General features: G+C 53.0%; 20 protein-coding genes. 15 read left to right on the plus strand and 5 right to left on the minus strand.

Annotated elements, in window-relative coordinates; translation table 11 throughout:
* Positions 1-18: 18 nt before the first annotated feature.
* The 4 genes from KDM89_RS00820 to KDM89_RS00835 all read right to left on the minus strand — a co-directional run bounded on the left by KDM89_RS00820 (position 19) and on the right by KDM89_RS00835 (position 4,585).
* Positions 19-882 (minus strand): carbohydrate ABC transporter permease, encoded by an 864-nt coding sequence (locus KDM89_RS00820; protein WP_438947490.1) that lies wholly within the window; start codon positions 880-882, stop codon positions 19-21.
* Entirely contained in the window at positions 872-1,813 is a 942-nt protein-coding gene (locus KDM89_RS00825) for a carbohydrate ABC transporter permease (protein WP_212686063.1), read from the minus strand. The genes KDM89_RS00820 and KDM89_RS00825 overlap by 11 nt, the downstream gene beginning before the upstream one ends.
* A gap of 142 nt (positions 1,814-1,955) precedes the next feature.
* Positions 1,956-3,209: an ABC transporter substrate-binding protein gene (locus KDM89_RS00830; RefSeq protein ID WP_212686064.1), complete on the minus strand. Its 1,254-nt coding sequence runs from the start codon at positions 3,207-3,209 to the stop codon at positions 1,956-1,958.
* A gap of 119 nt (positions 3,210-3,328) precedes the next feature.
* Entirely contained in the window at positions 3,329-4,585 is a 1,257-nt protein-coding gene (locus KDM89_RS00835) for a maltoporin (protein ID WP_212686065.1), read from the minus strand.
* Between the two features lie 463 nt (positions 4,586-5,048).
* Between KDM89_RS00835 and KDM89_RS00840 the strand changes: the two genes are divergently transcribed.
* The 13 genes from KDM89_RS00840 (at position 5,049) to KDM89_RS00900 (ending at position 20,118) form a co-directional block, all read left to right on the plus strand.
* Entirely contained in the window at positions 5,049-6,344 is a 1,296-nt protein-coding gene (locus KDM89_RS00840) for an ABC transporter substrate-binding protein (protein ID WP_212686066.1), read from the plus strand.
* The gene (locus KDM89_RS00845) at positions 6,319-7,035 is read left to right on the plus strand and encodes a response regulator (protein ID WP_212686067.1); all 717 of its coding nucleotides are present in this window, start codon (positions 6,319-6,321) and stop codon (positions 7,033-7,035) included. The genes KDM89_RS00840 and KDM89_RS00845 overlap by 26 nt, the downstream gene beginning before the upstream one ends.
* Complete coding sequence (locus KDM89_RS00850) at positions 7,032-8,555, plus strand: ATP-binding protein (RefSeq protein WP_230427602.1); 1,524 nt, start codon at positions 7,032-7,034, stop codon at positions 8,553-8,555. The genes KDM89_RS00845 and KDM89_RS00850 overlap by 4 nt, the downstream gene beginning before the upstream one ends.
* A gap of 476 nt (positions 8,556-9,031) precedes the next feature.
* Complete coding sequence (locus KDM89_RS00855) at positions 9,032-12,601, plus strand: indolepyruvate ferredoxin oxidoreductase family protein (RefSeq protein ID WP_230427603.1); 3,570 nt, start codon at positions 9,032-9,034, stop codon at positions 12,599-12,601.
* Between the two features lie 237 nt (positions 12,602-12,838).
* Complete coding sequence (gene icmF, locus KDM89_RS00860) at positions 12,839-16,126, plus strand: fused isobutyryl-CoA mutase/GTPase IcmF (protein WP_212686068.1); 3,288 nt, start codon at positions 12,839-12,841, stop codon at positions 16,124-16,126.
* A gap of 126 nt (positions 16,127-16,252) precedes the next feature.
* Complete coding sequence (locus tag KDM89_RS00865) at positions 16,253-16,435, plus strand: hypothetical protein (RefSeq protein WP_212686069.1); 183 nt, start codon at positions 16,253-16,255, stop codon at positions 16,433-16,435.
* The gene (locus KDM89_RS00870; protein WP_212686070.1) at positions 16,435-16,692 is read left to right on the plus strand and encodes a hypothetical protein; all 258 of its coding nucleotides are present in this window, start codon (positions 16,435-16,437) and stop codon (positions 16,690-16,692) included. The genes KDM89_RS00865 and KDM89_RS00870 overlap by 1 nt, the downstream gene beginning before the upstream one ends.
* A 197-nt stretch (positions 16,693-16,889) precedes the next feature.
* Positions 16,890-17,372 carry a hypothetical protein gene (locus tag KDM89_RS00875; RefSeq protein ID WP_212686071.1) on the plus strand — a complete coding sequence of 161 codons (483 nt, stop codon included), beginning with the start codon at positions 16,890-16,892 and terminating at the stop codon, positions 17,370-17,372.
* A 152-nt stretch (positions 17,373-17,524) separates the two neighbouring features.
* Positions 17,525-17,740 (plus strand): hypothetical protein, encoded by a 216-nt coding sequence (locus KDM89_RS00880; RefSeq protein WP_212686072.1) that lies wholly within the window; start codon positions 17,525-17,527, stop codon positions 17,738-17,740.
* Positions 17,741-17,874: 134 nt separating this feature from the next.
* Positions 17,875-18,426: a GNAT family N-acetyltransferase gene (locus KDM89_RS00885; RefSeq protein ID WP_212686073.1), complete on the plus strand. Its 552-nt coding sequence runs from the start codon at positions 17,875-17,877 to the stop codon at positions 18,424-18,426.
* The gene (locus tag KDM89_RS00890) at positions 18,423-18,962 is read left to right on the plus strand and encodes a hypothetical protein (protein ID WP_212686074.1); all 540 of its coding nucleotides are present in this window, start codon (positions 18,423-18,425) and stop codon (positions 18,960-18,962) included. The genes KDM89_RS00885 and KDM89_RS00890 overlap by 4 nt, the downstream gene beginning before the upstream one ends.
* Positions 18,946-19,566: an HAD-IA family hydrolase gene (locus KDM89_RS00895; protein ID WP_212686075.1), complete on the plus strand. Its 621-nt coding sequence runs from the start codon at positions 18,946-18,948 to the stop codon at positions 19,564-19,566. The genes KDM89_RS00890 and KDM89_RS00895 overlap by 17 nt, the downstream gene beginning before the upstream one ends.
* A 15-nt stretch (positions 19,567-19,581) precedes the next feature.
* Positions 19,582-20,118 (plus strand): GNAT family N-acetyltransferase, encoded by a 537-nt coding sequence (locus KDM89_RS00900; RefSeq protein ID WP_212686076.1) that lies wholly within the window; start codon positions 19,582-19,584, stop codon positions 20,116-20,118.
* Between the two features lie 17 nt (positions 20,119-20,135).
* Here KDM89_RS00900 and KDM89_RS00905 read toward each other — a convergent pair whose 3' ends face one another.
* Positions 20,136-20,549 (minus strand): hypothetical protein, encoded by a 414-nt coding sequence (locus tag KDM89_RS00905; RefSeq protein WP_212686077.1) that lies wholly within the window; start codon positions 20,547-20,549, stop codon positions 20,136-20,138.
* Between the two features lie 209 nt (positions 20,550-20,758).
* Between KDM89_RS00905 and KDM89_RS00910 the strand changes: the two genes are divergently transcribed.
* Together KDM89_RS00910 and KDM89_RS00915 are read left to right on the plus strand one after the other, a co-directional pair.
* A complete protein-coding gene (locus tag KDM89_RS00910) occupies positions 20,759-21,109 on the plus strand; it encodes a GlpM family protein (protein ID WP_230427604.1) in 351 nt (116 codons plus the stop codon).
* A 283-nt stretch (positions 21,110-21,392) separates the two neighbouring features.
* Positions 21,393-21,548, plus strand: coding sequence for a hypothetical protein (locus KDM89_RS00915; RefSeq protein WP_212686078.1), 156 nt, complete (start codon positions 21,393-21,395; stop codon positions 21,546-21,548).
* Positions 21,549-21,659 lie beyond the last annotated feature (111 nt).

Below are 21,659 nucleotides of genomic sequence, written 5' to 3' on the forward strand. Positions count from 1 at the left end.
TCGTTTCCGTTTCGCGGATTATCCTTTGACCGCACCGGCAGTCAGGCCGCGTACAAAGTATTTCCCGGCTACCAGATACAGCCCCAGCGTCGGCAATGCGGCAATGATGGCGGCAGCCATATTCACGTTGTATTCAGTCACTCCGGTGGAGGTATTCACCAGATTATTCAGCGCTACCGTGACCGGCTGCGCATCGGTACCGCCGAACACCACGCCGAACAGGAAGTCATTCCAGATCTGGGTGAACTGCCAGATGAAGCAGACCATGAAAATCGGTAGCGACAAAGGAAGAATCACGCTGCGGTAAATACGGAAAAAGCCTGCACCGTCTATACGTGCTGCTTTCACCAGTTCATCCGGTACGCTGACGTAGTAATTACGGAAAAACAGCGTTGTAAATGCTACGCCGTACACGATATGCACCATGACGAGGCCAGTCGTTGTATTCGACAAACCTGCCAGTCCGAGTAAGCGTGCCATCGGCAGTATCACGACCTGAAAAGGAATAAAACAGCCGACCATCAGTGCAGTAAAAACGATTTCGGAACCACGGAATTTCCAGTGCGCGAGTACATAGCCGTTGACGGAACCGATCATTGTGGAAATCAGTACCGCAGGCACAGTGATCCTGACTGAGTTCCAGAAGTACGGCGCCAGTCCTTCACAACTGACACCGGTACAAGCTCCGCTCCAGGCTTTTTGCCAGGCTTGCAGGCTGATCTGATGTGGTAAGTCCAGCAGATTGCTGCTGCGGATTTCATCCAGTGTTTTCACTGACGTGGTCAGCATGACGTACAAAGGCGCGAGGTAATACAAAGCGCACAGGAACAGCAGGGTATAGATAAACAGACGGCCGATACGGCCCTGAGATTCAGCGCGCACGGCTGGCCTCCTTTGTTTCCAGATAGATCAGTGGTACCAGTACCGCCAGCACTGTCATCAGCATCATCATGGCCGATGCAGCTCCCAGACCCAGTTGCCCGCGAGTGAACGAAAACTGGTACATAAAAATGGCGGGGACATCTGATGAGGTGCCGGGGCCACCGGCTGTCAGTGCCATCACCAGATCGAAACTTTTAATCGCGATATGACTGAGCACCAGTAAGACGCTGAAAAACACCGGACGCAGTGCCGGGATGACTATCTTGCGGTAAATCACAGGCAGGCTGGCGCCATCCACCATCGCTGCTTTGATGATGCTGTCATCCACGCCGCGCAGACCAGCCAGAAATAATGCCATCACAAAACCGGATGACTGCCAGACGCCTGCAATGACCACGGTGTAAATTGCCATATCGGAATCGACCAGCCAGTCCATAGAAAAACCGGTGTAGCCCCAGTCATGCAGCATCTTTTCCAGACCGAGTCCGGGATTCAATATCCATTTCCATGCTGCGCCGGTCACGATAAAAGACAAGGCCATCGGATACAGATAAATCGCGCGCAGTGCGCCTTCAAAGCGGATTTTCTGATCAAGAAAAACTGCCAGCAACAGGCCGGTAATCAGGCAAATCAGAATGAACAAGCCACCGAAAATGCCCAGATTGGCGGCAGAAGTCCACCAGCGGTCAAGTTCGAATAAGGTCTGATACTGCTCCAGGCCGGCAAACTCGTAATTCGGCATCAGTCTGGATTCTGTCAGCGACAGCCACGCTGTCAAAGCAATGAAACCGTAGACAAACAGTAATGAAGCCAGCACAGTGGGCGATAACACCAGTCTGGGTAACCAGCGATCACCAAGATGGACCAGCCGCCGGGTAAGTGGCAGGCTGACGGGGGATGCAACAGGGGAAGACGGAAGACTGACCGACATACGCAAATTCTCCGGGACTGCAGCGGAGCATCTGCCTGCCATACACATTTCTGTGTCGGGTGGCAGGCAAAGATGATGCGCCACTGCCTGAACTGATACTGCCTGCCGCTGCGCGTTTGTACTCAGCGGCGAGGCAAGTCGCTTATTTCGCTTTAACGGCTTTGACCAGTGCCTGAACGGCTGCCTGTGATGTCATCGTCGAGTTCATAAAGCGAGCGACCACATCCTGAATGGCGCCGGCTTTGGCAGAATCAATCGCCATACCATGTGCCATACTCGGTACCAGACCGCCGGATTTGCTGGTGGCATCCATGTCATCCATGGATTTCAGCGCGCAACTGTCAAACTTCGCGCGTGACACTCCGGCACGGGCCGGAATGGAGCCTTTGTTCAGATTGAATACTTCCTGAAATTCCGGACTCATGACCGCATTTGCCAGAGTCAGCTGTGCTTTTTGCTGATCCGCACCTTTTACATTAAACATCGCCAGAGAATCGATATTGAAGGTGAAGGCTTTTTCGGTTCCCGGTGCTGGCAGGCACAGATAGTCTTTACCCGGTTGTTTGCCCGCAGCACTGAATTCGCCTTTGGCCCAGTCGCCCATAAACTGCATACCGGCTTTACCGTTGATCACCATAGCCGTTGCCAGATTCCAGTCGCGACCAGCAGCATCTTTATCAATATACGTTTTGATTTTTGCCAGTGTGTCGAAGGCTTTGATCATGGTCGGGCTGTTCAGACTGCCAGGGTCAAGTTGTACCAGTGCTTTCTGGTAAAAAGCCGCACCACCAGTACCCAGAACCACAGATTCAAACACTGTTGCATCCTGCCAGGGCTGGCCACCGTGGGCGATGGCGATCAGGCCTGCTTTTTTGATTTTGTCTGCAGCAACAAAAAATTCATCAAAATTCGTCGGTGCGGTAGCACCGGCTTTTTTGAGTACTTCCGGATTAACCCACAGCCAGTTAACACGATGCACATTGACCGGAACTGCAACATAATGTCCTTTGTATTTCATGACATCTGATACAACCTTCGGCAGGCTCGCATCCCATTTACCATCCTTAGCCGCTGCATCAATATTGGCCAGCACGCCTTCTTTGCCCCATTCCTGAATCGAGGGACCTTTAATTTGCGCCGCTGTCGGTGCACTGCCTGCAATTACACGTGCTTTGAGCGCAGTCATGGCGTTTTCACCACCACCGCCAGCAACCGCGAAATCTTTCCAGCTCACACCTTTGGCTTCCATCAGTTTTTTCAGTTCTGCGGCAGATTTTGCTTCGCCACCGGATGTCCAGTAATGCAGAACTTCAACTTCCGTTGCCATGGCGGACAGCGGAACCAGCATCAGACCGGCAGCAGTCAGCGTCGCTTGTGCAATGTGTTTGAGTTTCATGTTTGTATCTCCTGAATTGCGCATTCTGACGATACGGTCAGATGCGTCTCTGTGCATGAAGGGCGCCGGCATGGCGGCGCGTGATCAGATTGAATATTTGTCAGTTGTGTCGTGCCGGATCAGAACCAGGTTTCCAGCTGAATACCGACGGAAGTGCCGCTGGTGTTATTGCCATAGACCGGGCCGGAGTTATTGCTGGCGTTGACGGCAGCTGTTGCTGCGTTATTCCATTTGCCGTAAGTAACAAAAGCGCGCAGTTCAGGACGTGACCAGTAACTTTCGCCCATGGTGATGGTCGGTGCGATCGTCAGTTTGGTCAAGCGCAGCGCTTCGCCACCGTTAGGCTGGGTCACGCGGCTGGTGCCGAGTTCAGCCTGCAGTTTGAAGTTTTGTGTGAATGCATACACAGGACGGGTACCCAGCGTTGTCCAGGTGGAAGAACCGCCTGCATTCGATTTATCACGCTGCATTAAAGCAACGAATTCCATACTGAACTGGCGGGTAGGCTGAATTACCAGATCATTGAAAATACGCAGACGTGTGACGTCGGAGCCAAGCAGCGTGCTGCCGGAACTGCCGATACGACCACAGCAAGGGCCGCCAACGCCAGTGCCGGGGCCGACACCGTATTGAATACCGAAGGTATTGCTGCCGCCCAAGACTTTGTCTTGTTTGTGGAACACGGATAATTGCCATCCGTTGTGACGGTCTGTTCCCTGTGCGCTGATCAGCGACACTGCCGCATCGATCGTACCATCCTGATTGACGGGCAAACCTTCATACGCAAAGTTCTGACGCAGGGCTGCATCGCTGCTCAGTTGTTTGCCGGTTTTCGGATCAAACACATTGCTGTCGTTGTCTTTAAAAATCGCATAGCTGGCTTTGCCCGGACCAAAACCGATTTTGTCGAAACCACCACCGGTGCCGTTCAGGTTGATGTACTGCAGATCCAGCATATGAATATCAGGCCGGAAGTAATAGCGCTTACCAATCCATGCCACACCACCGTTCAGAAAATCCAGACCTTTGGCTTCAACATAAGCTTTCGCAATTTCAGGTTTGGCATTGCCGAAATCAGAACCGTTCTTGTACGCATCCAGCCAGAATGTGCCGACAAAGCTCACACCATTGGCGGACTTTGCCAGTTCCTTGGTGTAACCGCCTTCAAAGTAGCTGTCGCATTCATTGCCGAGCCGGTACTTCATGGTATTGCCGCCGAGATCGAAACAGCTTTGCGGACCTTTTTCCGAGCTGCTGCCTGCACCGGCGCGCAGGTAGCCGTGAAATTCACCTTCTGCATCGCTGGCGTGTGCCATACCTGCGCTCAGGGCGAGCGCGACCAACGCGGACATACCGCGCAGTTTGCTGTATTTCATGTTGTCTCCGTCTTTTTTATCTGAGTGTTTTCTGAGGTGCCACAGCATGCGGAACGCAGGGATTGAGGGGAACCGCATGCTGGTTTTGTTGTGGCAGGCAGACATTAACAGCGGGGTCAATGTGATACCAGTGTACTGTGGCTGAATCAGTGGATGTGATTTAAGTATTTGATTTATATAGGAAATTTAAAATTTCGTAACATCGCGTGCTTACATAACTTTACAAAGCAGCGATCAGCGCAATTGTGGTCTGTATCTGTAAAGGCTTGTCTGCAGAGGAAAAACCGGATTGATCATCGTTGCAAGGCTTCGCAAGACAGGCTCACACTTCTTTACAAAGACCTATGCTTTTTTACCTCGGTAAGCTGACGGGTTTGCGCTATAGTTTGTGCCGAGACAAAGAAGGATCCGAACGGTGCAAACAGAACAACAAGATTTCTTGCCCGCGGAGGAAGGTACACGTATGCAGCAACGCCACGGCAATAAGTGGTTCCGGCTGTTCATACCATGTCTGCTGACAATCAGCGGTTCAGCAGTACAGGCGCAGTCAGTGCAGGTTTTGCACTGGTGGAAATCCCTCAGCGAGCAACAGGCAGTCAATCTTCTGACCACAAAGCTGGCGCAGGATAATCTGCAATGGCGTGACGGACTGGTGCCGAGTGGCTCCGGTGTCGGCGCCAGTATCGTACTCAAAAGCCGCATTCTTGCCGGAAATGCGCCGGAAGCGGCGCAACTGAACGGCGTATTGTTATCCGAATGGGCAGAGCTCGGTTTGCTGCTGGATATTGATAATGTGGCGCATGCCGGTAAATGGGAAAAAAATCTGTTTCCCAGAGTCTGGAATCTGATACAGGCAAAAAATCATGTTATTGCAGCGCCGCTCGGTGTGCACAGAATTAATACACTTTTTTATAATAAGAAAATTTTCAGTAAACTGGAAATTGAGCCGCCATCGACCTGGGATGAATTCGATCAGGTTGTGCGTAAATTACAGCAGGCCGGAATTACGCCGCTGGCCCAAAGCAGCGAAATCTGGCAGGTGGCAACGCTGTTCGAAACGGTTTTGCTGTCAGTCTCCAGCCCTGCGTTTTATCAGGATGTATTTGTGCGCAAGCAACCGTCGGCAATTATGGATGCACGGTTCGCCCAGGCTTTAAAACGCTTGCGCTTGCTGAAAAAAGCGATGCCGAACCCAGTGTCCGATAAGTTATGGATGGATCTGAGCCGTCAGTTAGCCGATGGGCAGGCCGGTATGCTGATTATGGGAGACTGGGTCAAGGGTGAGCTGAATGCATTAGGATTGAGTACTGACGCCGGTTTTTCCTGCGTTGCAGTCCCCGGTACTACACCTTATCATATTTATGATATTGATACGCTGGTCATGCTGGCAAAAGACAGCAGTAAACGCAGCGCACAGGAAAAACTCGCGCAGTGGGTAGTCTCACCTTCACTGCAACAGGAATACAATCAGGTAAAGGGTTCTATTCCGGTGCTGAAAAATCCCGATCTGAGCAAAATGGACAGTTGCGCCAGAGATGCGTGGAAAGTGTTTTCCAGCGGTGCTGCTGCACAGGTTCCGAGTTTTGCTCACCGGATGGCAACCGATGAAATTTCCAGAGATGCGATGATGAGTGAAATCCATCGCTTTTTCATGGATGATCAGATGACCGTAGCGGAAGCACAGAAACGCATGGCAACCATGGTGCGTGCCCTTCCGAAAAATAGAGCAGGCAATGATGCGCAAGATACTAATCGTTGATGATGACCAGAAAACCCGTAGTTTGTTAAAAACTTATCTGGAAAAAAATCAGTATGAAGTCAAACTCGCCCATAACGGCGAGTCTTTTCTGACAGAGTTTCAGCGCTACAGCGATGAGTTATCGCTGGTAATACTGGATGTGATGCTGCCCGATACGGACGGCTTTGCCTTATGCAAAACAGTGCGCCAGAAATCGAATATTCCTATCATCATGCTGACGGCAAGTTCGGATGATACGGATCGTATTGTCGGGCTTGAGTTAGGGGCAGATGATTACATCGCTAAGCCATATAATCCGCGTGAACTGCTGGCCCGCATTAAGGCTATTCACCGGCGCGTAGGAACCGAGAGCGCAGGTGCGCCGCGTTATTATCGCTTTGCCGGATTCACGATGGATACCGTCGAACGTTCCGTGGTGGATGCCGACGGCGAGTTGATTGCGCTGACCGGTATGGATTTTCAGTTACTCAAGTATTTCGTTGAACATCCGGGTGATATTCTGGATCGCAATGTGCTCAGCGAGGAAACGCGCGGTCGCGATTCCGGCCCGCTGGACCGTTCACTGGATGTGCAGATCAGTCGCTTGCGTTTGCGTTTGCATGATGATGGCAAACAGCCGCAACTGATTAAAACAGTGCGCGGTGCCGGTTATGTATTTTCAGCGGATGTCAGTTCAGGCGGCGCTGCATGAGTCAGCATGAAAGCCAGAACGGCGCGGATACGCCGGTATCGCGCTTGCAGCGCAGACTGGCGCAATGGATGCCGCAGTCACTGCTGGGGCGTCTGAGTCTGGTGATGCTGGCCGGTGTGATGCTGGTACAGTTTGCCGGTAATGCGATCTGGGCAGCCCAGATGCGCAAGGAAGCACGTGCTGAAGTGCGTACTGCTGCAGACCATCTGGGTCACAGTGCAGCCAGCAGTCTGCGCTATTTTCTGAGTTTACCGGTCAATTACCGTGGTCTTGTAATACAGCAATTCCGCGAAATGGGCGGCACACGGTTTTTTGCGAATCTGACCGATGGCCCGGTCAGCATGACGCCGTTTGCTGATCAGGAATTATCGGTGCTGGCGGTGCAACAGGTACACAAGGTCATACAGCATGAATTACCGGCAATTCGGCAGGTGCAGGTCGGCTTCGCCTGGCCGCAGGATCTGCGTTTTTCCAATGACGGTACCGGTATCAGCGATGTACCGGATAAGTGGGTCGAGCATATTCTGGTGACACGGCCTAAACCAGCACCGGTCATGGTGATACAGGCTGAACTGGAAAGCGGTAACTGGCTGTATCTGGCGACGCTGATGCCTAACCCGTATTTTCTGAATGGCAGCGATCCGTTCTCCGGTGATCGCGTCATCTTGCAAGTGCTGACACTGCTGGCAGTGTTTGTGTTGTCGCTGTTGGTTGTGCGCTGGATTACCCGTCCGCTGGCGGCATTGTCGTCAGCAGCAGATGCTTTCGGTCAGGGTGACAGCGTTCCTGCTTTGCCCGATACCGGTAGTAAAGAATTTCTGAATACAGCACGGGCTTTTGCGCTGATGCGTGATCGCATACAGCGTTATATCGAAGACCGCGAGCGCTTGTTTGTGTCGATCTCACATGACTTGCGAACGCCGATCATGCGTCTGAAATTGCGGACGGAATTACTGGATGACGATGCCACCCGCAGCGAGTTTCATGATGATCTGGATGAACTCGATATGATGGTGAAGGGTGCGCTGCAATGTGTGAAAGACAGTGATATCCATGAAAATCCGACCGCGATTCGCCTTGATGCGCTGATCGGGCGCATGGTCAGAGATGTCAAACTGAGCGGGCACGCAATCGCATTTGAACCGAGCGGTATCTCCGTAGTTGCTAAACCGCTGGCGTTAAAGCGGGCGATCAGTAATCTGCTGAATAACGCGCTGCATTATGGCAAAGATGTCGGTATCGCTGTGCAACAGACAGAGTCTTATGTTGATATTATGATCCGTGATCATGGTCCCGGCGTAGCCGAACAGGCACTGGCTACCTTATTTGATCCTTATGTGCGCTTAGAGCACGGACGGCAGAGCAATCAGTCCGGTATGGGCTTGGGTCTCGGCATTGCACGCGACATTGTGCAGGCACATCACGGACAACTGATATTGCAGAATGCGCCGGGCGGTGGTTTGCTGGCTTGCATACGATTGCCGGTTAGTAATCACGATCAATCGCAGCCAGCGTCCTGAGGATTACCATTTTTCAGATGTCAGGGTACATGGTTCAGGGCGCAGACTGCTGATTTACTCTCAGATATCGCAATTGCTTAAATAGTAAGCAATAAATGAGGGGTATCAGAATTGATGATAGCCCTATTCAAATTCCGTATTTTTCCCCGCCAGCCTGCGGGGGTAGACTGTAATTTCAGCAGATTTCAAAGGAAGTCGGGAAAGTGCTGCAGCGGTAATTTCGAAAACTTTCTTTGATCTCTTTGGAGTCCGGCATCCCTCCCTCAGGGCGCTACGTGCACAGCTTTCGGTTTTGTACAACGCCCGATAGCGTTCTGCTATCGATAAATATGCCGGATTCCAATAAAATGGCTGCTATCACAGCCACCGCAATCCGCCTGTAACTGATACCTCATTACAGGTGACGAGCAAAATTGGGTCTTACCGGGCGCAATGCATGTTCCTTGCGATCAAAAATCACAAATTTTGGAGCCACTATGTCAACCGACACCAAGATGGAGTCTGCTGGACTCTCGTCCGCGTCCGTCCCTGTCAGCGCAACTGCTGACGTTCAAATTTCCCCCGCCCTGAATGATGTCAGTCTGGATGATAAATACACATCCAACTCAGGCACGATTTTCCTGTCCGGTATTCAGGCGCTGGTACGCTTGCCGATGATACAGCGTCAGCGCGATCTGGCGATGGGGCTGAATACAGCGGGTTTTATTTCCGGCTATCGCGGTTCACCGCTCGGTGGTCTGGATGAGACATTGTGGAAAACCAAAAAATTACTTGAGCAAAACCATGTGCAGTTTGTGCCGGGTGTGAATGAAGATCTGGCAGCAACCGCAGTCTGGGGTACGCAAACAGTAGGACTGATCGGCCCTGCTAAATACGATGGCGTCTTTTCCATGTGGTATGGCAAAGGACCGGGTGTAGACCGTTGCGGCGACGTATTCAAGCATATGAACCACGCCGGTACTGCGCAGTACGGCGGTGTATTGCTGGTCGCCGGTGATGATCACGGCGCGTATTCCTCCACACTGCCGCATCAGTCTGACCATATTTTCTCAGCCTGTATGATTCCGATGCTGTATCCGTGCAATGTGCAGGAATATCTGGATCTGGGCTTGCATGCATGGGCAATGTCGCGTTTCTCCGGTTGTGCAGTCGGCTTTAAAGCGCTGGCAGATACCGTGGAATCCACTGCATCGGTGGATGCTGACCCTTTCCGCCTGAAAATTGTTTATCCCGAAGATTTTGTGATGCCGGAAGGCGGACTGAATACCCGTTTGTCGCTGGATACGCTGGGCGTGCAGGCGCGTAAGCAGGAAGCGCTGATGCAGGATTACAAAATCTATGCAGCGCTGGCTTATGCCCGTGCGAATAAACTGAATCACACCACTATCGACAGCCCGCATGCCAAACTGGGTATCGTGGCGTCCGGTAAGTCTTATCTGGACGTGCTGGAAGCGATGGAAGAACTCGGCATTGATGAAAAGCGCGCCGCCGATATCGGTATCCGCGTGTTTAAAGTATCGATGCCATGGCCGCTGGAACCGGACAGCATCCGCGAATTCGCGCAGGGTCTGGATGAAATTCTGGTGGTCGAAGAAAAACGTCAGATGGTGGAATACCAGCTGAAAGAACAATTGTATAACTGGCGCGATGATGTGCGCCCGCGTGTGATTGGTAAGTTCGATGAAAAAGGCGAATGGGTGCATCCGCGCGGCGAATGGCTGCTGACATCCAAAGCGGATTTCTCGGTCGCGCAAATTGCGCGCGTGATCGCCGGCCGTATTGCCCGTTTCCATACCAGTGATCTGATCAAAGCGCGTCTGGCTTTCCTCGAAGCAAAAGATGAAGTGCTGCGCAAGCAAGTCAGTACACCGGCACGTCCGGCCTATTATTGCTCCGGTTGTCCGCACAATACTTCCACCAAAGTACCGGAAGGCAGTCTGGCGCTGGCAGGTATTGGTTGCCACGTAATGGCAACCGCGATTTACCCTGAACACAATAAACTGACAACCCATATGGGTGGCGAAGGCGCACCATGGATTGGTCAGGCAGCTTTCTCGCAAATTCCGCATGTATTCCAGAATCTGGGTGATGGTACGTATTTCCACTCCGGTTATCTGGCGATACGTGCGGCGGTAGCAGCGCGTGTCAATATTACTTATAAAATTCTGTACAACGATGCGGTTGCGATGACGGGTGGTCAGCCGGTTGACGGCACGATTACCGTGCCGATGATGGCGCAGCAAATGGCAGCGGAAGGCGTGAAACGTATTGCGCTTGTGACGGAAGATCTGAGCCGCTACACCGACCGTTCTGCTTTGCCCGCCATGGTCACACTGCATGACCGTAAAGATATGGATGCAGTTCAGCGTGAACTGCGTGATATCGAAGGTTGCAGCGTGCTGATTTACGATCAGACCTGTGCAGCAGAAAAACGCCGTCGCCGTAAGAAAGGCGAATTTCCTGACCCGAATCAGCGTTTGTTTATCAACGAAGCCGTGTGTGAAGGTTGCGGTGATTGCGGCGCGCAATCCAACTGTACTTCGCTGATGCCGCTGGAAACCGAATTCGGCCGTAAGCGCGTGATCGATCAGTCTTCCTGTAATAAAGATTACTCCTGCGTCAAAGGTTTCTGCCCTAGCTTTGTGACGGTTGAAGGCGGCAAAGTGCGCAAAACCAAAACCGGCGGCAACCGTGGTGATGATTTCGGTGTCCTGCCGCAACCGGTATTGCCAGCCTGCGAGCAGTCTTACAATATTTTGCTGAATGGTATCGGTGGTACCGGTGTGATTACCGTCGGCGCTTTGCTCGGCATGGCGGCGCATCTGGAAGGCAAGGGCGCATCGGTGCTGGATATGACCGGTATGTCGCAGAAAAATGGTTCCGTGACCTCGCATATCCGCATAGTCCAAGACCCTGCCCGTTTGCGCGCACAGCGTATTGCAACCGGCGAGGCCGATCTGGTACTCGGTTGCGATATTCTGACTGCCGGTGCGCATGATGCAATTTCCAAAATGCGCGCAGGCCGTACCCGTGCTGTGATTAATACGCATGAACAGCCTACCGGCGCGTTTGCGAAAAATCCGGACTGGCAATTCCCGCTTGATTCGACTGAGCGTCTGATCAGCGATTCTGTGGAAGGCCGTGCAGATTTCATTAACGCAACCCGTCTGGCGACCGCGCTGATGGGTGACTCGATTGCCACCAACCTGTTCATGCTCGGCTTCTCGTATCAGAAGGGCGCGATTCCGGTTTCCGAAGCCGCGTTGCTGCGCGCCATTGAACTGAACGGCGTCGCGATTGAAGCCAATAAACAAGCTTTCACCTGGGGCCGCCGTGCCGCAGTGGATCTGGCAAAAGTCGAAAAAATCGCGCTGCCGGCCCAGAGCGTGGTGCTGCAAATGCCACTGAGTCTGGAAAAAGTGATCGCCCGCCGCACAGATTTCCTGCGTGAATACCAGGACGCAGCCTATGCAGAGCGTTACACCACGCTGGTGGCAAAAGTGCGTGCTGCCGAACAAAAACTCGGCAAGGGCGAACGCCTGAGCATGGCGGTTGCGCGTTATGCGTACAAGCTGATGGCATACAAAGACGAGTACGAAGTAGCGCGTTTGTACACCAATGGCGATTTCACTGAAAAACTGAAACAACAGTTCGACGGTGAATTCAGCGTGCAATTCAATTTTGCACCGCCGCTGTTCGCGAAAAAAGATGCGCAGGGTCGCCTGATCAAAGCGCGTTACGGTTCGTGGATGTTCGGTGTACTGCGTGTGCTTGCGAAAGGCAAACGCCTGCGCGGTACTGCATTCGATATCTTCGGCAAAACCGAAGAACGCCGTATGGAGCGCGCCCTGATTGCTGAGTATTTCGCACAGACAGAAGCCTTGCTGCAAAGTCTGAGCGCAGAAACCCTGGATCAGGCAGTGGCGATTGCCAGTCTGCCGGAAATGATCCGTGGTTTCGGGCACGTGAAAGAAAAAGCCGTAGCCGAATATCGTGAACGCTTGCAAACCCTGCAACAAGCAGGTGGCACGCAGAAATCCGCCTGATTACGGTCTTGCACGATGAACCGGCCAGCCTGCAACAGCGCTCTGTTGTGGCTGTCCGGTTTGTGTCGCAAACCGGTATTTCACGGAAATCCACTGATTCCGACAATGACACCGCCGCCACAGATCGGCATTTTCAATTGACGTTAACGTTAACGTCAGCTAACTTAGCTGCACGTTGATCATCAGAATGCTGCCATTTACCAGCTGCCGCATTCTGTTCATTTTGCTGAGGAACACATGACTAACCTGTCCGAAGTCCAGAAACTCACCGAATACAAACCTGCTAACAAAGTACGCTTTGTGACAGCAGCTTCCCTGTTTGACGGCCACGACGCCTCGATCAACATCATGCGCCGTATCCTGATGTCGAACGGCGCGGAAGTGATTCACCTTGGCCATAACCGTTCCGTCGACGATATCGTGACTGCTGCCCTGCAGGAAGATGCGCAGGGGATTGCGGTTTCCAGCTATCAGGGTGGCCATGTCGAATACTTTAAATACATGATCGACCTGCTGAAACAACGCGGCGGCGCGCATATCAAAGTATTCGGCGGCGGCGGCGGTGTGATCGTTCCGGAAGAAATCGCGGATCTGCATGCCTATGGCGTGACTCGTATTTTCAGCCCGGAAGATGGTCAGCGCATGGGTCTGGTCGGCATGATTCTGTCTATGATTCAGACTTGCGACAGTGATTTGTCCGGTTATGCGCCGCAACAACTGGATGTGCTGCAGCAAGGCGAACTGGCAGCACGTCACCGTCCGCTGGCGCAACTGATTACCGCCCTCGAAAACGGTAAAGTCAGCGCTGAACTGCGTGAGCAATTACACGCTGCCGCCAAAACTTCCGCTGTGCCGACACTGGGTATCACCGGAACCGGTGGTGCCGGTAAATCCTCGCTGACCGATGAACTGATCCGCCGTATCCGTCTGGATCAGGACGACAGCCTGAACATCGCGCTGATTTCTATCGATCCTTCGCGTCGTAAATCCGGCGGTGCGCTGCTCGGTGACCGCATCCGTATGAATGCGATCAATCCGTGGGGCGGTCAGTCGCGTGTGTTTATGCGTTCGCTGGCAACCCGCGAAGCCGGTTCTGAAATTTCTCAGGCGCTGCCGGATGTGATTGCTGCCTGCAAAGTGGCGGGCTTTGATCTGGTGATCGTCGAAACTTCCGGTATCGGTCAGGGTGATGCCGCGATCGTGCCGCATGTGGATGTATCGATGTATGTGATGACACCGGAATTCGGCGCCGCATCCCAGCTGGAAAAAATCGATATGCTGGATTTTGCCGACTTCGTCGCGATCAATAAATTCGACCGCAAAGGCGCGCAGGATGCACTGCGCGACGTAGCGAAGCAATATCAGCGCAACCGCGAACTGTGGAGCCAGCGTCCGGAAGAAATGCCGGTATTCGGTACGCAGGCATCCCGCTTCAATGATGACGGCGTGACAGCGTTGTATCAGGGCTTGTTGCCCGCGCTGGTGCAGCGTGGTCTGCAAGCACGCAGCAGCCGTCTGGCACCGGTAGCGGTACGTTTTTCCAGTGGGAATAATGTGATCGTGCCACCGGCACGCAGCCGCTATCTGGCAGAAATCGCCGATACCGTGCGCGGCTATCACAAAACTGTGCAGAAGCAATCGCGTATTGCGCGTGAGCGTCAGCAATTGCAGGAAAGCCGCCGTATGCTGGCAGAAGCCGGTCATGCCGCCAGCGATGCAGCACTGGAAAACCTGATCGCAGAACGCGATAACCATCTGAGTGCAGAAGCCAAATCGCTGCTGCTGTGCTGGCCGGAACTGCAGAAAACCTATGAAGGCGATGAACACGTCGTGCTGATCCGCGACAAAGAAATCCGCACCCGTCTGACTTCGCAAACCCTGTCCGGCACCCGCATCCGCAAAGTTGCGCTGCCGCGTTATCAGGACAGCGGTGAAATTCTGCGCTGGCTGATGCTGGAAAACCTGCCGGGTTCTTTCCCTTACACCGCCGGTGTATTCCCGTTCAAACGCGAAGGCGAAGATCCTACCCGTATGTTTGCCGGCGAAGGCGATCCTTACCGCACCAACCGCCGCTTCAAGCTGGTATCGCAGGGCATGCCTGCCAAGCGTTTATCGACTGCGTTTGATTCGGTCACGCTGTACGGCGCAGATCCGGCAATTCGTCCGGATATCTACGGCAAAATCGGTAACTCCGGTGTGTCAGTGGCAACGCTGGACGACATGAAAGTGCTGTACGACGGTTTCGATCTGTGCGATCCGGCGACCTCGGTATCGATGACGATTAACGGCCCGGCGCCAACCATTCTGGCCTTCTTCATGAATACCGCGATTGATCAGCAAATGGATAAATTCCGCGCTGAAAAAGGCCGCGAACCGACAGCTGAAGAAGCTGCGCAAATCCGTGCATGGGTACTGAAAAATGTCCGCGGCACGGTGCAGGCCGATATTCTGAAAGAAGATCAGGGTCAGAACACCTGTATTTTCTCGACTGAATTCTCGCTGAAAGTGATGGGCGATATTCAGGCTTACTTCGTACAGAATCAGGTGCGGAATTTCTACTCCGTGTCGATTTCCGGTTATCACATTGCCGAAGCCGGTGCGAATCCGATTTCTCAACTCGCTTTCACGCTGTCGAATGGTTTCACGTTTGTCGAAGCCTATCTGGCACGTGGCATGCACATTGATGATTTCGCGGCGAACCTGTCGTTCTTCTTCAGTAACGGCATGGACCCTGAGTACACGGTACTGGGCCGCGTGGCACGCCGTATCTGGGCCGTGGCAATGCGCGACAAATACGGTGCGAACGACCGCAGCCAGAAACTGAAATACCATATTCAGACTTCCGGCCGCAGTCTGCATGCACAGGAAATCGACTTCAACGATATCCGTACCACGTTGCAGGCACTGATTGCGATTTACGATAACTGCAACAGTCTGCACACCAATGCTTACGATGAAGCGATCACCACGCCGACCGATGAATCGGTACGCCGCGCGCTGGCAATTCAGCTGATCATCAACCGCGAATGGGGTCTGGCGAAAAATGAAAACCCGAATCAGGGCAGCTTCATTATCGAAGAACTGACCGATCTGGTGGAAGAAGCCGTGCTGCAGGAATTCGAACGTATCGCAGAACGCGGCGGTGTGCTCGGCGCGATGGAAACCGGTTATCAGCGCAGCAAAATTCAGGAAGAATCGCTGCACTATGAACACCTGAAACACGACGGTACGCTGCCTATCATCGGCGTCAACACCTTCCGCAATCCGAAAGCCGGTGATGCACCGCAGAAGATTGAACTGGCCCGTTCCACCGATGAAGAAAAACAATCGCAGCTGCAACGTCTGGCAGACTTCCAGCAACGCCACGCTGATGTCGCACCACAGGCGCTGGCTACACTGCAGCAAGCCGTGATCAACAACGACAACGTGTTCGCCGTCCTGATGGACGCCGCCCGCGTCTGCTCACTGGGTCAGATCACGACTGCACTGTTTGAAGTCGGCGGTCAGTATCGTCGGAATATGTAATTCAGACGATACTCCCGAAAAAACCATGCCCCTGCAAAGCGGCATGGTTTTTTTGTCACTTTTTTGGCAAGATGCGACCTCAGTCCCCGATTTCCGGTGAGACTGTAAAAAAAGGAGACTCCGGTGTTGCTAGCCATACTCATGTATTTCATCCTCGGCATTCCGCTGTGGCGCATTTGCCAGCGTACCCGAACCAATCCCGCAGTCCTGCTGTTATTGCTGCTTCCCGGTCTGGGCTTTTGTCTGATACTGGCGATCATCGCCTTCCGTCAGTGGCCTGCAAATCCGGACAACGGAGGGTTGCGCTGATGGATGCTTTGTTTGAGCCGTTTCAGGTAGCTGTGGTTCTGACCGCCGGTATGCTGACGATCATGGGCGTACCCTTGTTCCTGACGTTTGTGTCCGGTCTGCTGATATTTCTTTTCGTTCCGGCCTTGCTGTGTATCCCGACGCTCAGAAAAGCCGGCTTCTCCGCATGGTGGGCGCTGCCCGCCCTGATCCCCGGCATGATCCTGCCGATGCTATGGATCTTCGCCTTCATCCGCTGGCCAGGCGACCCGGACTGAACACTGATCTGAACCTGCGACTGTGCAGCTATCCGCATCTGTATTTTTCTGACAGCCAGACTTTCTGCCGACGACCGCCGGGGTGCTGTGCTGAACACCGCATTTTGCACGATTTTGGTGCAATTTTGACATTTAAGTGGCGGCTGCACCGTGAGCAGGCTTGCAGGGCTGCGCGGGCTGCTGCATGATGGCTGCCTGTGAAATTTTCAGTGGTGAATCTGATGTCTTCCCCGAACAAGCCAGAACATTCCGGCGATACGCCAGTGCATGTATTGAATCCGGAAACCGCCGGAAAAGTGGCGGATATCCTGCTGGAGCGCCGGCAGTCGTCCGCAGCATTTCGTGAATTCCCGTATGCGGCGGCGGTACCGAAGCTGTATCAGTTGCCCGCGCTGAAGAAACTGAATGAAGCCACCCAGACGGATGTGTATCAGCAGGCAGAAAAAGCAATCCGGACGGACTGGCGGGTCAGGCTGGCGACGCTGGGCTGGTTTGCTGTGTTTCTGGCGTATGCGGTGGGACTGGGTTTTGCCAAGTATGAAGGTGCAAAAATCCTGTTTCCGGCGCTGGCATGGGTCGTGTGCTGGCGCTTTATCCGGCGTCAACTTATGAGGCAGCGCATGCGTCAGCTGGCTCTGGAAGCACTGCAACGCGACATGATGCCGGCACAAGCCAGTTAAGGTCTTGTCCGGTTTTTGCGCCAGCGCAAATCCGTATGGTGGCCTTGCAACAGTGCAGGCCGGTGTTTGCGGCGGCGCAAAGCATCGCACTCGGAGCAGCGTAATCTGAATGCATTGCCGTGATACGGCTTTGCACGATTCAGGAGTTTTTCATGCGCGCTGTTCTTCATCAGATTCAATGGAAAATGCTCATGGCCGGCGCTGCTGCCGGTGCAGTAGCAGGTGGCTTTTTGGGTTACAGCAGCGGCCTGGCGCCACAGGCTGCGCTGATCGGTTTGCATCTGGGCTTGTTGTTTGGCCTGACGCAATCGCATGATGCAGGCATACGCGCCAGCCAGTCCCAGGGCCAATCTGCCAGACTGTCTTAAGCACCTCAGTAATTTTCCGTACCGTACTCTCCTGGCAAACCGGCAACGGCAGTTCGCGTTGCCGGCTTTCCATTTTTTTGTGCAGGATTTTCTGCTGCTATGATGTCATTCTTCCAGCTATGCAATGACATGTCATGTTTCCCGATTCTCTTCCTTTATTACAGCTTCCCGGTTTCAGCCTGCGGCAGATGCAGCTGACCGATGCGTCAGCGTGGTACGACTATTTGTGTTTACCGTCGGTCTGGCAACACACGAGCTGGAATGTCCAGCAGGCAGAAGACTTGCTGCCATCGCTGCAAGCCTTTGCCAGCAATCTACCGGACGCGTCGCGTCGTTTTGCCGTCACCGAAGACAACAGCGGACGTCTGGCCGGAACCGTCGGTTTTCATACAGTCTCTGCGCTGAACCGCACGGCAGAACTGGCGTATGACTTTCATCCGGATTACTGGGGACGCGGCCTCGCCACGGCTGCTGCACAGGCCGCCTTGCAATGGGCGCTGCAGGAAGGACATTTACACCGTGTGCAGGCGACGGTGCTGCCATCGAATCTGGGATCTATCCGTGTAATAGAAAAAGCCGGTATGCAGTTTGAAGGCTTGCTCAGAAATTTTCGTATGGTACGCGGTGTTTCTAAAGATTTTCGTTTATATGCCAGCGTCTTCGACGCTGATGCAAAGCAATCATGATCAGTCTGCAAAAACAAATGATCGCCACGCTGCTGGCGCTGTTCCTGACGGGTATTGCAAGCGCACAGAACTTGCCGCCCGCGACCTCAAAAGCTACAACCGGCATTCAGGAATTTACAACAGATGGCTGCAGCCTGTTTCCTGACCGTGCACCGGGCGGCACACCGGACTGGTGTGATTGCTGTGTGCAGCACGATGTCGCGTACTGGCGCGGTGGTACGGAAGAAGAGCGCCTGCAAGCCGATATCGCTTTGCGTGAGTGCGTACAAAACAAATCCGGCAGTCCGCAACTGGCGCAGATGATGTACAACGGTGTGCGCGTTGGTGGCGATGCGGCGCTGAATACGACTTTCCGCTGGGGTTATGGCTGGTCTTACGGTCGCGGTTATCGTGCACTGAGTGCTGAAGAGCAGCAACAGGCAACGCAGGCGATGGTGCGTTACCTGAAACAGCATACGGCGCTGCAATGTCCTTCGCAGGCCAGTGGATTACCGGCTTTGTTTTCCAAAAGTGAGAAAAATGAATACGGCAAATGATGCGCGCAGCCAGAACCCTTGCCTGTGTTTTGATCTCGGTGGCGTACTGATTCGCAATGCTGTGTTCACCGGCTTACCGGCCTTGTTACCAGCCGGACAGGATCTCAGTGTATTGCGCCAGCGCTGGCTGCATTCCACCGTGATACGCCGCTTTGAGTCAGGCTTATGCAGTGCTGATGAATTTGCACAGGCATTTGTGCAGGAGTGGGATTTGTCCATCAGCGCCAGTGAGTTCTTACAGGAATTTTACCGCTGGCCGGAAGGATTCTATGAAGGCGTGAACGAGACCCTGCAAGCCTTGCGACCGCATTATCAGCTCGCCTGTCTGAGTGATTCGAATAGTCTGCACTGGCAAAAATTTGCGGATTTGCTGTCTGTTTTCGATCCGGCGCTGTCTTCGCATCAGTTAGGCATCATGAAGCCGGATGTTGCGATATTTGAGGCGGCGGCTGTGCGTCTGCAAAGGGAGCCTCAGCAAATCTGGTTCTTTGATGATATGGAAGAAAACGTGATCACCGCGCGCTCTGCAGGCTGGCAGGCATGGCAGGTGCAGGGGTGGGACGGCACCCGCGCGCAACTGGCAGCACTGGGTGTGCTGCTCTGAAAAAAAGGGGGAAATATGCCGGATCAGTTTCAGTTTGTCGCTGCAGCAGCGCAGCATCAGTCTGTGATCCTGCAACTGCAGCGCGACTATTTTGCGTGGGTCATGCATCACATAGAAAGCGATCTCGGTATTCGGCCCACGGATTTGCTCGGCATGACTGTGGATGCGTATGTACAGCAAATGCAGAAAGAACTCTGTGTGCATACACCACCGGAACACTGGTTTTATCTGATCCGGCACGGAGATCAGTTTATCGGCAACGGTGGTATGCGGCGCTTGCCGAACGGTGATTTTGAAATTAAACGTGTGTATTTACAAAGCACGTGGCGCGGAAAAGGTATCGCAGCAAGGCTGTTGCGCGATCTGATACAGCAGGCGCGCCAGCAGGATGCGCGCCGTATCTGTCTGGATACCGGCCCCTTCATGCATTCAGCACAAAGCCTGTACCGGCATCTGGGTTTTCAGCCATGTGCTGCTTATCCCGGTTCGGAAGTGCCTTCGATGCTGGCACCGCACTGGATGTTTATGCAGCTGGATTGCAGCAGCCGGTAACAGTATCGCCCAGTGATTTATTTTTCCTTCTGTACTGCCGGCAGTTTTTTATTTTCTAAATATTTTTCGATACTTTTATCCGCATCTTTATCCGTTGTATCGGCAGATTTACTGCACGCAGCAAGACACTGGCGCTCCTGTACATCGCATTGCTTCACATTTTCAGCGAGGCTTTTGCGGTAAACATCATTACGCTGCTGACGGGTTTCCTGTGTCGGTGTTGGCGGTAACTGGTTCGGATTTTTCGAAGGGTAACTGTCAGTTGCTTTCGGGATCAGCGGATCAATCACCGCTTTGGCATCCTGATCTGCTTCACGGGTGCATGCTTTTTTCTCTGAACTACATAAAGACTGGCAAACACTGCCCGCATAGCTGGTGGCAGATACCAGCAGAGTCAGGCTGGCGAAAAGAATATATATCCCTGATTTCATCTTATTTCCTTCGCAGGTAACGGTGGCTGAGGCTGTGATTGTGCCGGTTTGCATCTTTTTCATGAAAATTAAAGCATTAAAGTGCAGATTGTTCGGACTGCACGGGGTAATTTCCACCACTTTCGGCTAAGCAACTTCCACAATACGGCATGCAGAACAGGGCTGTTAAGCTGACTGTTTTTCTCAGGGCGGCAGTAAAAGCCGCAAATATGATGTTTTCCCTGTTCCTGAAATCGCTGCTGGGTGCCGCCGCTGTGCTGCTGATCAGTCTGGTTGCACGCACACGGTATGTGTATCTGGCCGGACTGGTTCCCTTATTTCCAACATTTGCTTTGATCGCGCATGTTCTGGTGGCAACGGAGCGTGGTCCGTCCGCATTGCGTGAGACAGCGCTGTTCGGACTGGTGTCATTACTGCCTTATGGATTGTATTTGCTGACGGTGTTTTTAATGGCAGAGAAAGCTCGTTTGCCGTGGGTGCTGGGTACCGCGACGCTGGTCTGGGTATCAGCAGCTGGTTTATTGTTGTGGGTGTGGGCAGCGGTCAGGGGAACAGCCTGAATCTGATTTAAAAGAAATAAGGGAAACTAAGATTCCAATTCATGGAAAGGTTTCTTTGTTGAAATGATGCGTATTTCATATTTATCGTACTTGTTTCCCGCATGGCTGAGTGGCAAGAATCGCTATACGATGTTTCTCACTGGGCATGCCTTCACATGCCTTATAAAGAATCGGTGAAATGGTTCACCGGTACCCGGTCAGGTTTCTGCAATACCAAACGATACAACCGGGGAAAAAGCTGCATCCGCAGCGATACATTGACGATAAAAAAGCGAGACACGACATGACCAAGCAAACTTTTGAAGTACAAGAACTGGAATCCCGTTTTGAAATGGAAATGGTTGCAATGCCTGACGGCGCGATGATCGACACTTCCGGTGCCGAAATGTCTGCAGCAAAAGGTTCTTCCTCTTGCACATCAACTTGCTCTCCGAACTAATTCAGCAAAGGGCTATGTGGCGCTCGGTGAACCTGATTTTTGTTGATATTCAATAAAAATGGCACCGGACTACGTGGCTTTATTTCGCTGAATCCTGACCCGGCATCCGCC

The sequence above is a fragment of the Cognatundibacterium luofuense genome (assembly GCF_018139685.1).
Taxonomy (GTDB): domain Bacteria; phylum Pseudomonadota; class Gammaproteobacteria; order Burkholderiales; family Burkholderiaceae_D; genus Undibacterium; species Undibacterium luofuense.

What these genes read in the sequence shown, in the direction of transcription:
- KDM89_RS00850 (WP_230427602.1), top strand. Translation starts at nt 7,032, where the DNA reads ATGAGTCAGCATGAAAGCCAGAACGGCGCGGATACGCCGGTATCGCGC.
- KDM89_RS00830 (WP_212686064.1), bottom strand. Translation starts at nt 3,209, where the DNA reads ATGAAACTCAAACACATTGCACAAGCGACGCTGACTGCTGCCGGTCTG.
- KDM89_RS00915 (WP_212686078.1), top strand. Translation starts at nt 21,393, where the DNA reads ATGACCAAGCAAACTTTTGAAGTACAAGAACTGGAATCCCGTTTTGAA.
- KDM89_RS00840 (WP_212686066.1), top strand. Translation starts at nt 5,049, where the DNA reads ATGCAGCAACGCCACGGCAATAAGTGGTTCCGGCTGTTCATACCATGT.
- KDM89_RS00870 (WP_212686070.1), top strand. Translation starts at nt 16,435, where the DNA reads ATGGATGCTTTGTTTGAGCCGTTTCAGGTAGCTGTGGTTCTGACCGCC.
- KDM89_RS00900 (WP_212686076.1), top strand. Translation starts at nt 19,582, where the DNA reads ATGCCGGATCAGTTTCAGTTTGTCGCTGCAGCAGCGCAGCATCAGTCT.
- KDM89_RS00845 (WP_212686067.1), top strand. Translation starts at nt 6,319, where the DNA reads ATGATGCGCAAGATACTAATCGTTGATGATGACCAGAAAACCCGTAGT.
- KDM89_RS00910 (WP_230427604.1), top strand. Translation starts at nt 20,759, where the DNA reads ATGATGTTTTCCCTGTTCCTGAAATCGCTGCTGGGTGCCGCCGCTGTG.
- KDM89_RS00885 (WP_212686073.1), top strand. Translation starts at nt 17,875, where the DNA reads ATGTTTCCCGATTCTCTTCCTTTATTACAGCTTCCCGGTTTCAGCCTG.
- icmF (WP_212686068.1), top strand. Translation starts at nt 12,839, where the DNA reads ATGACTAACCTGTCCGAAGTCCAGAAACTCACCGAATACAAACCTGCT.
- KDM89_RS00905 (WP_212686077.1), bottom strand. Translation starts at nt 20,549, where the DNA reads ATGAAATCAGGGATATATATTCTTTTCGCCAGCCTGACTCTGCTGGTA.
- KDM89_RS00880 (WP_212686072.1), top strand. Translation starts at nt 17,525, where the DNA reads ATGCGCGCTGTTCTTCATCAGATTCAATGGAAAATGCTCATGGCCGGC.
- KDM89_RS00825 (WP_212686063.1), bottom strand. Translation starts at nt 1,813, where the DNA reads ATGTCGGTCAGTCTTCCGTCTTCCCCTGTTGCATCCCCCGTCAGCCTG.
- KDM89_RS00895 (WP_212686075.1), top strand. Translation starts at nt 18,946, where the DNA reads ATGAATACGGCAAATGATGCGCGCAGCCAGAACCCTTGCCTGTGTTTT.
- KDM89_RS00835 (WP_212686065.1), bottom strand. Translation starts at nt 4,585, where the DNA reads ATGAAATACAGCAAACTGCGCGGTATGTCCGCGTTGGTCGCGCTCGCC.
- KDM89_RS00890 (WP_212686074.1), top strand. Translation starts at nt 18,423, where the DNA reads ATGATCAGTCTGCAAAAACAAATGATCGCCACGCTGCTGGCGCTGTTC.
- KDM89_RS00855 (WP_230427603.1), top strand. Translation starts at nt 9,032, where the DNA reads ATGTCAACCGACACCAAGATGGAGTCTGCTGGACTCTCGTCCGCGTCC.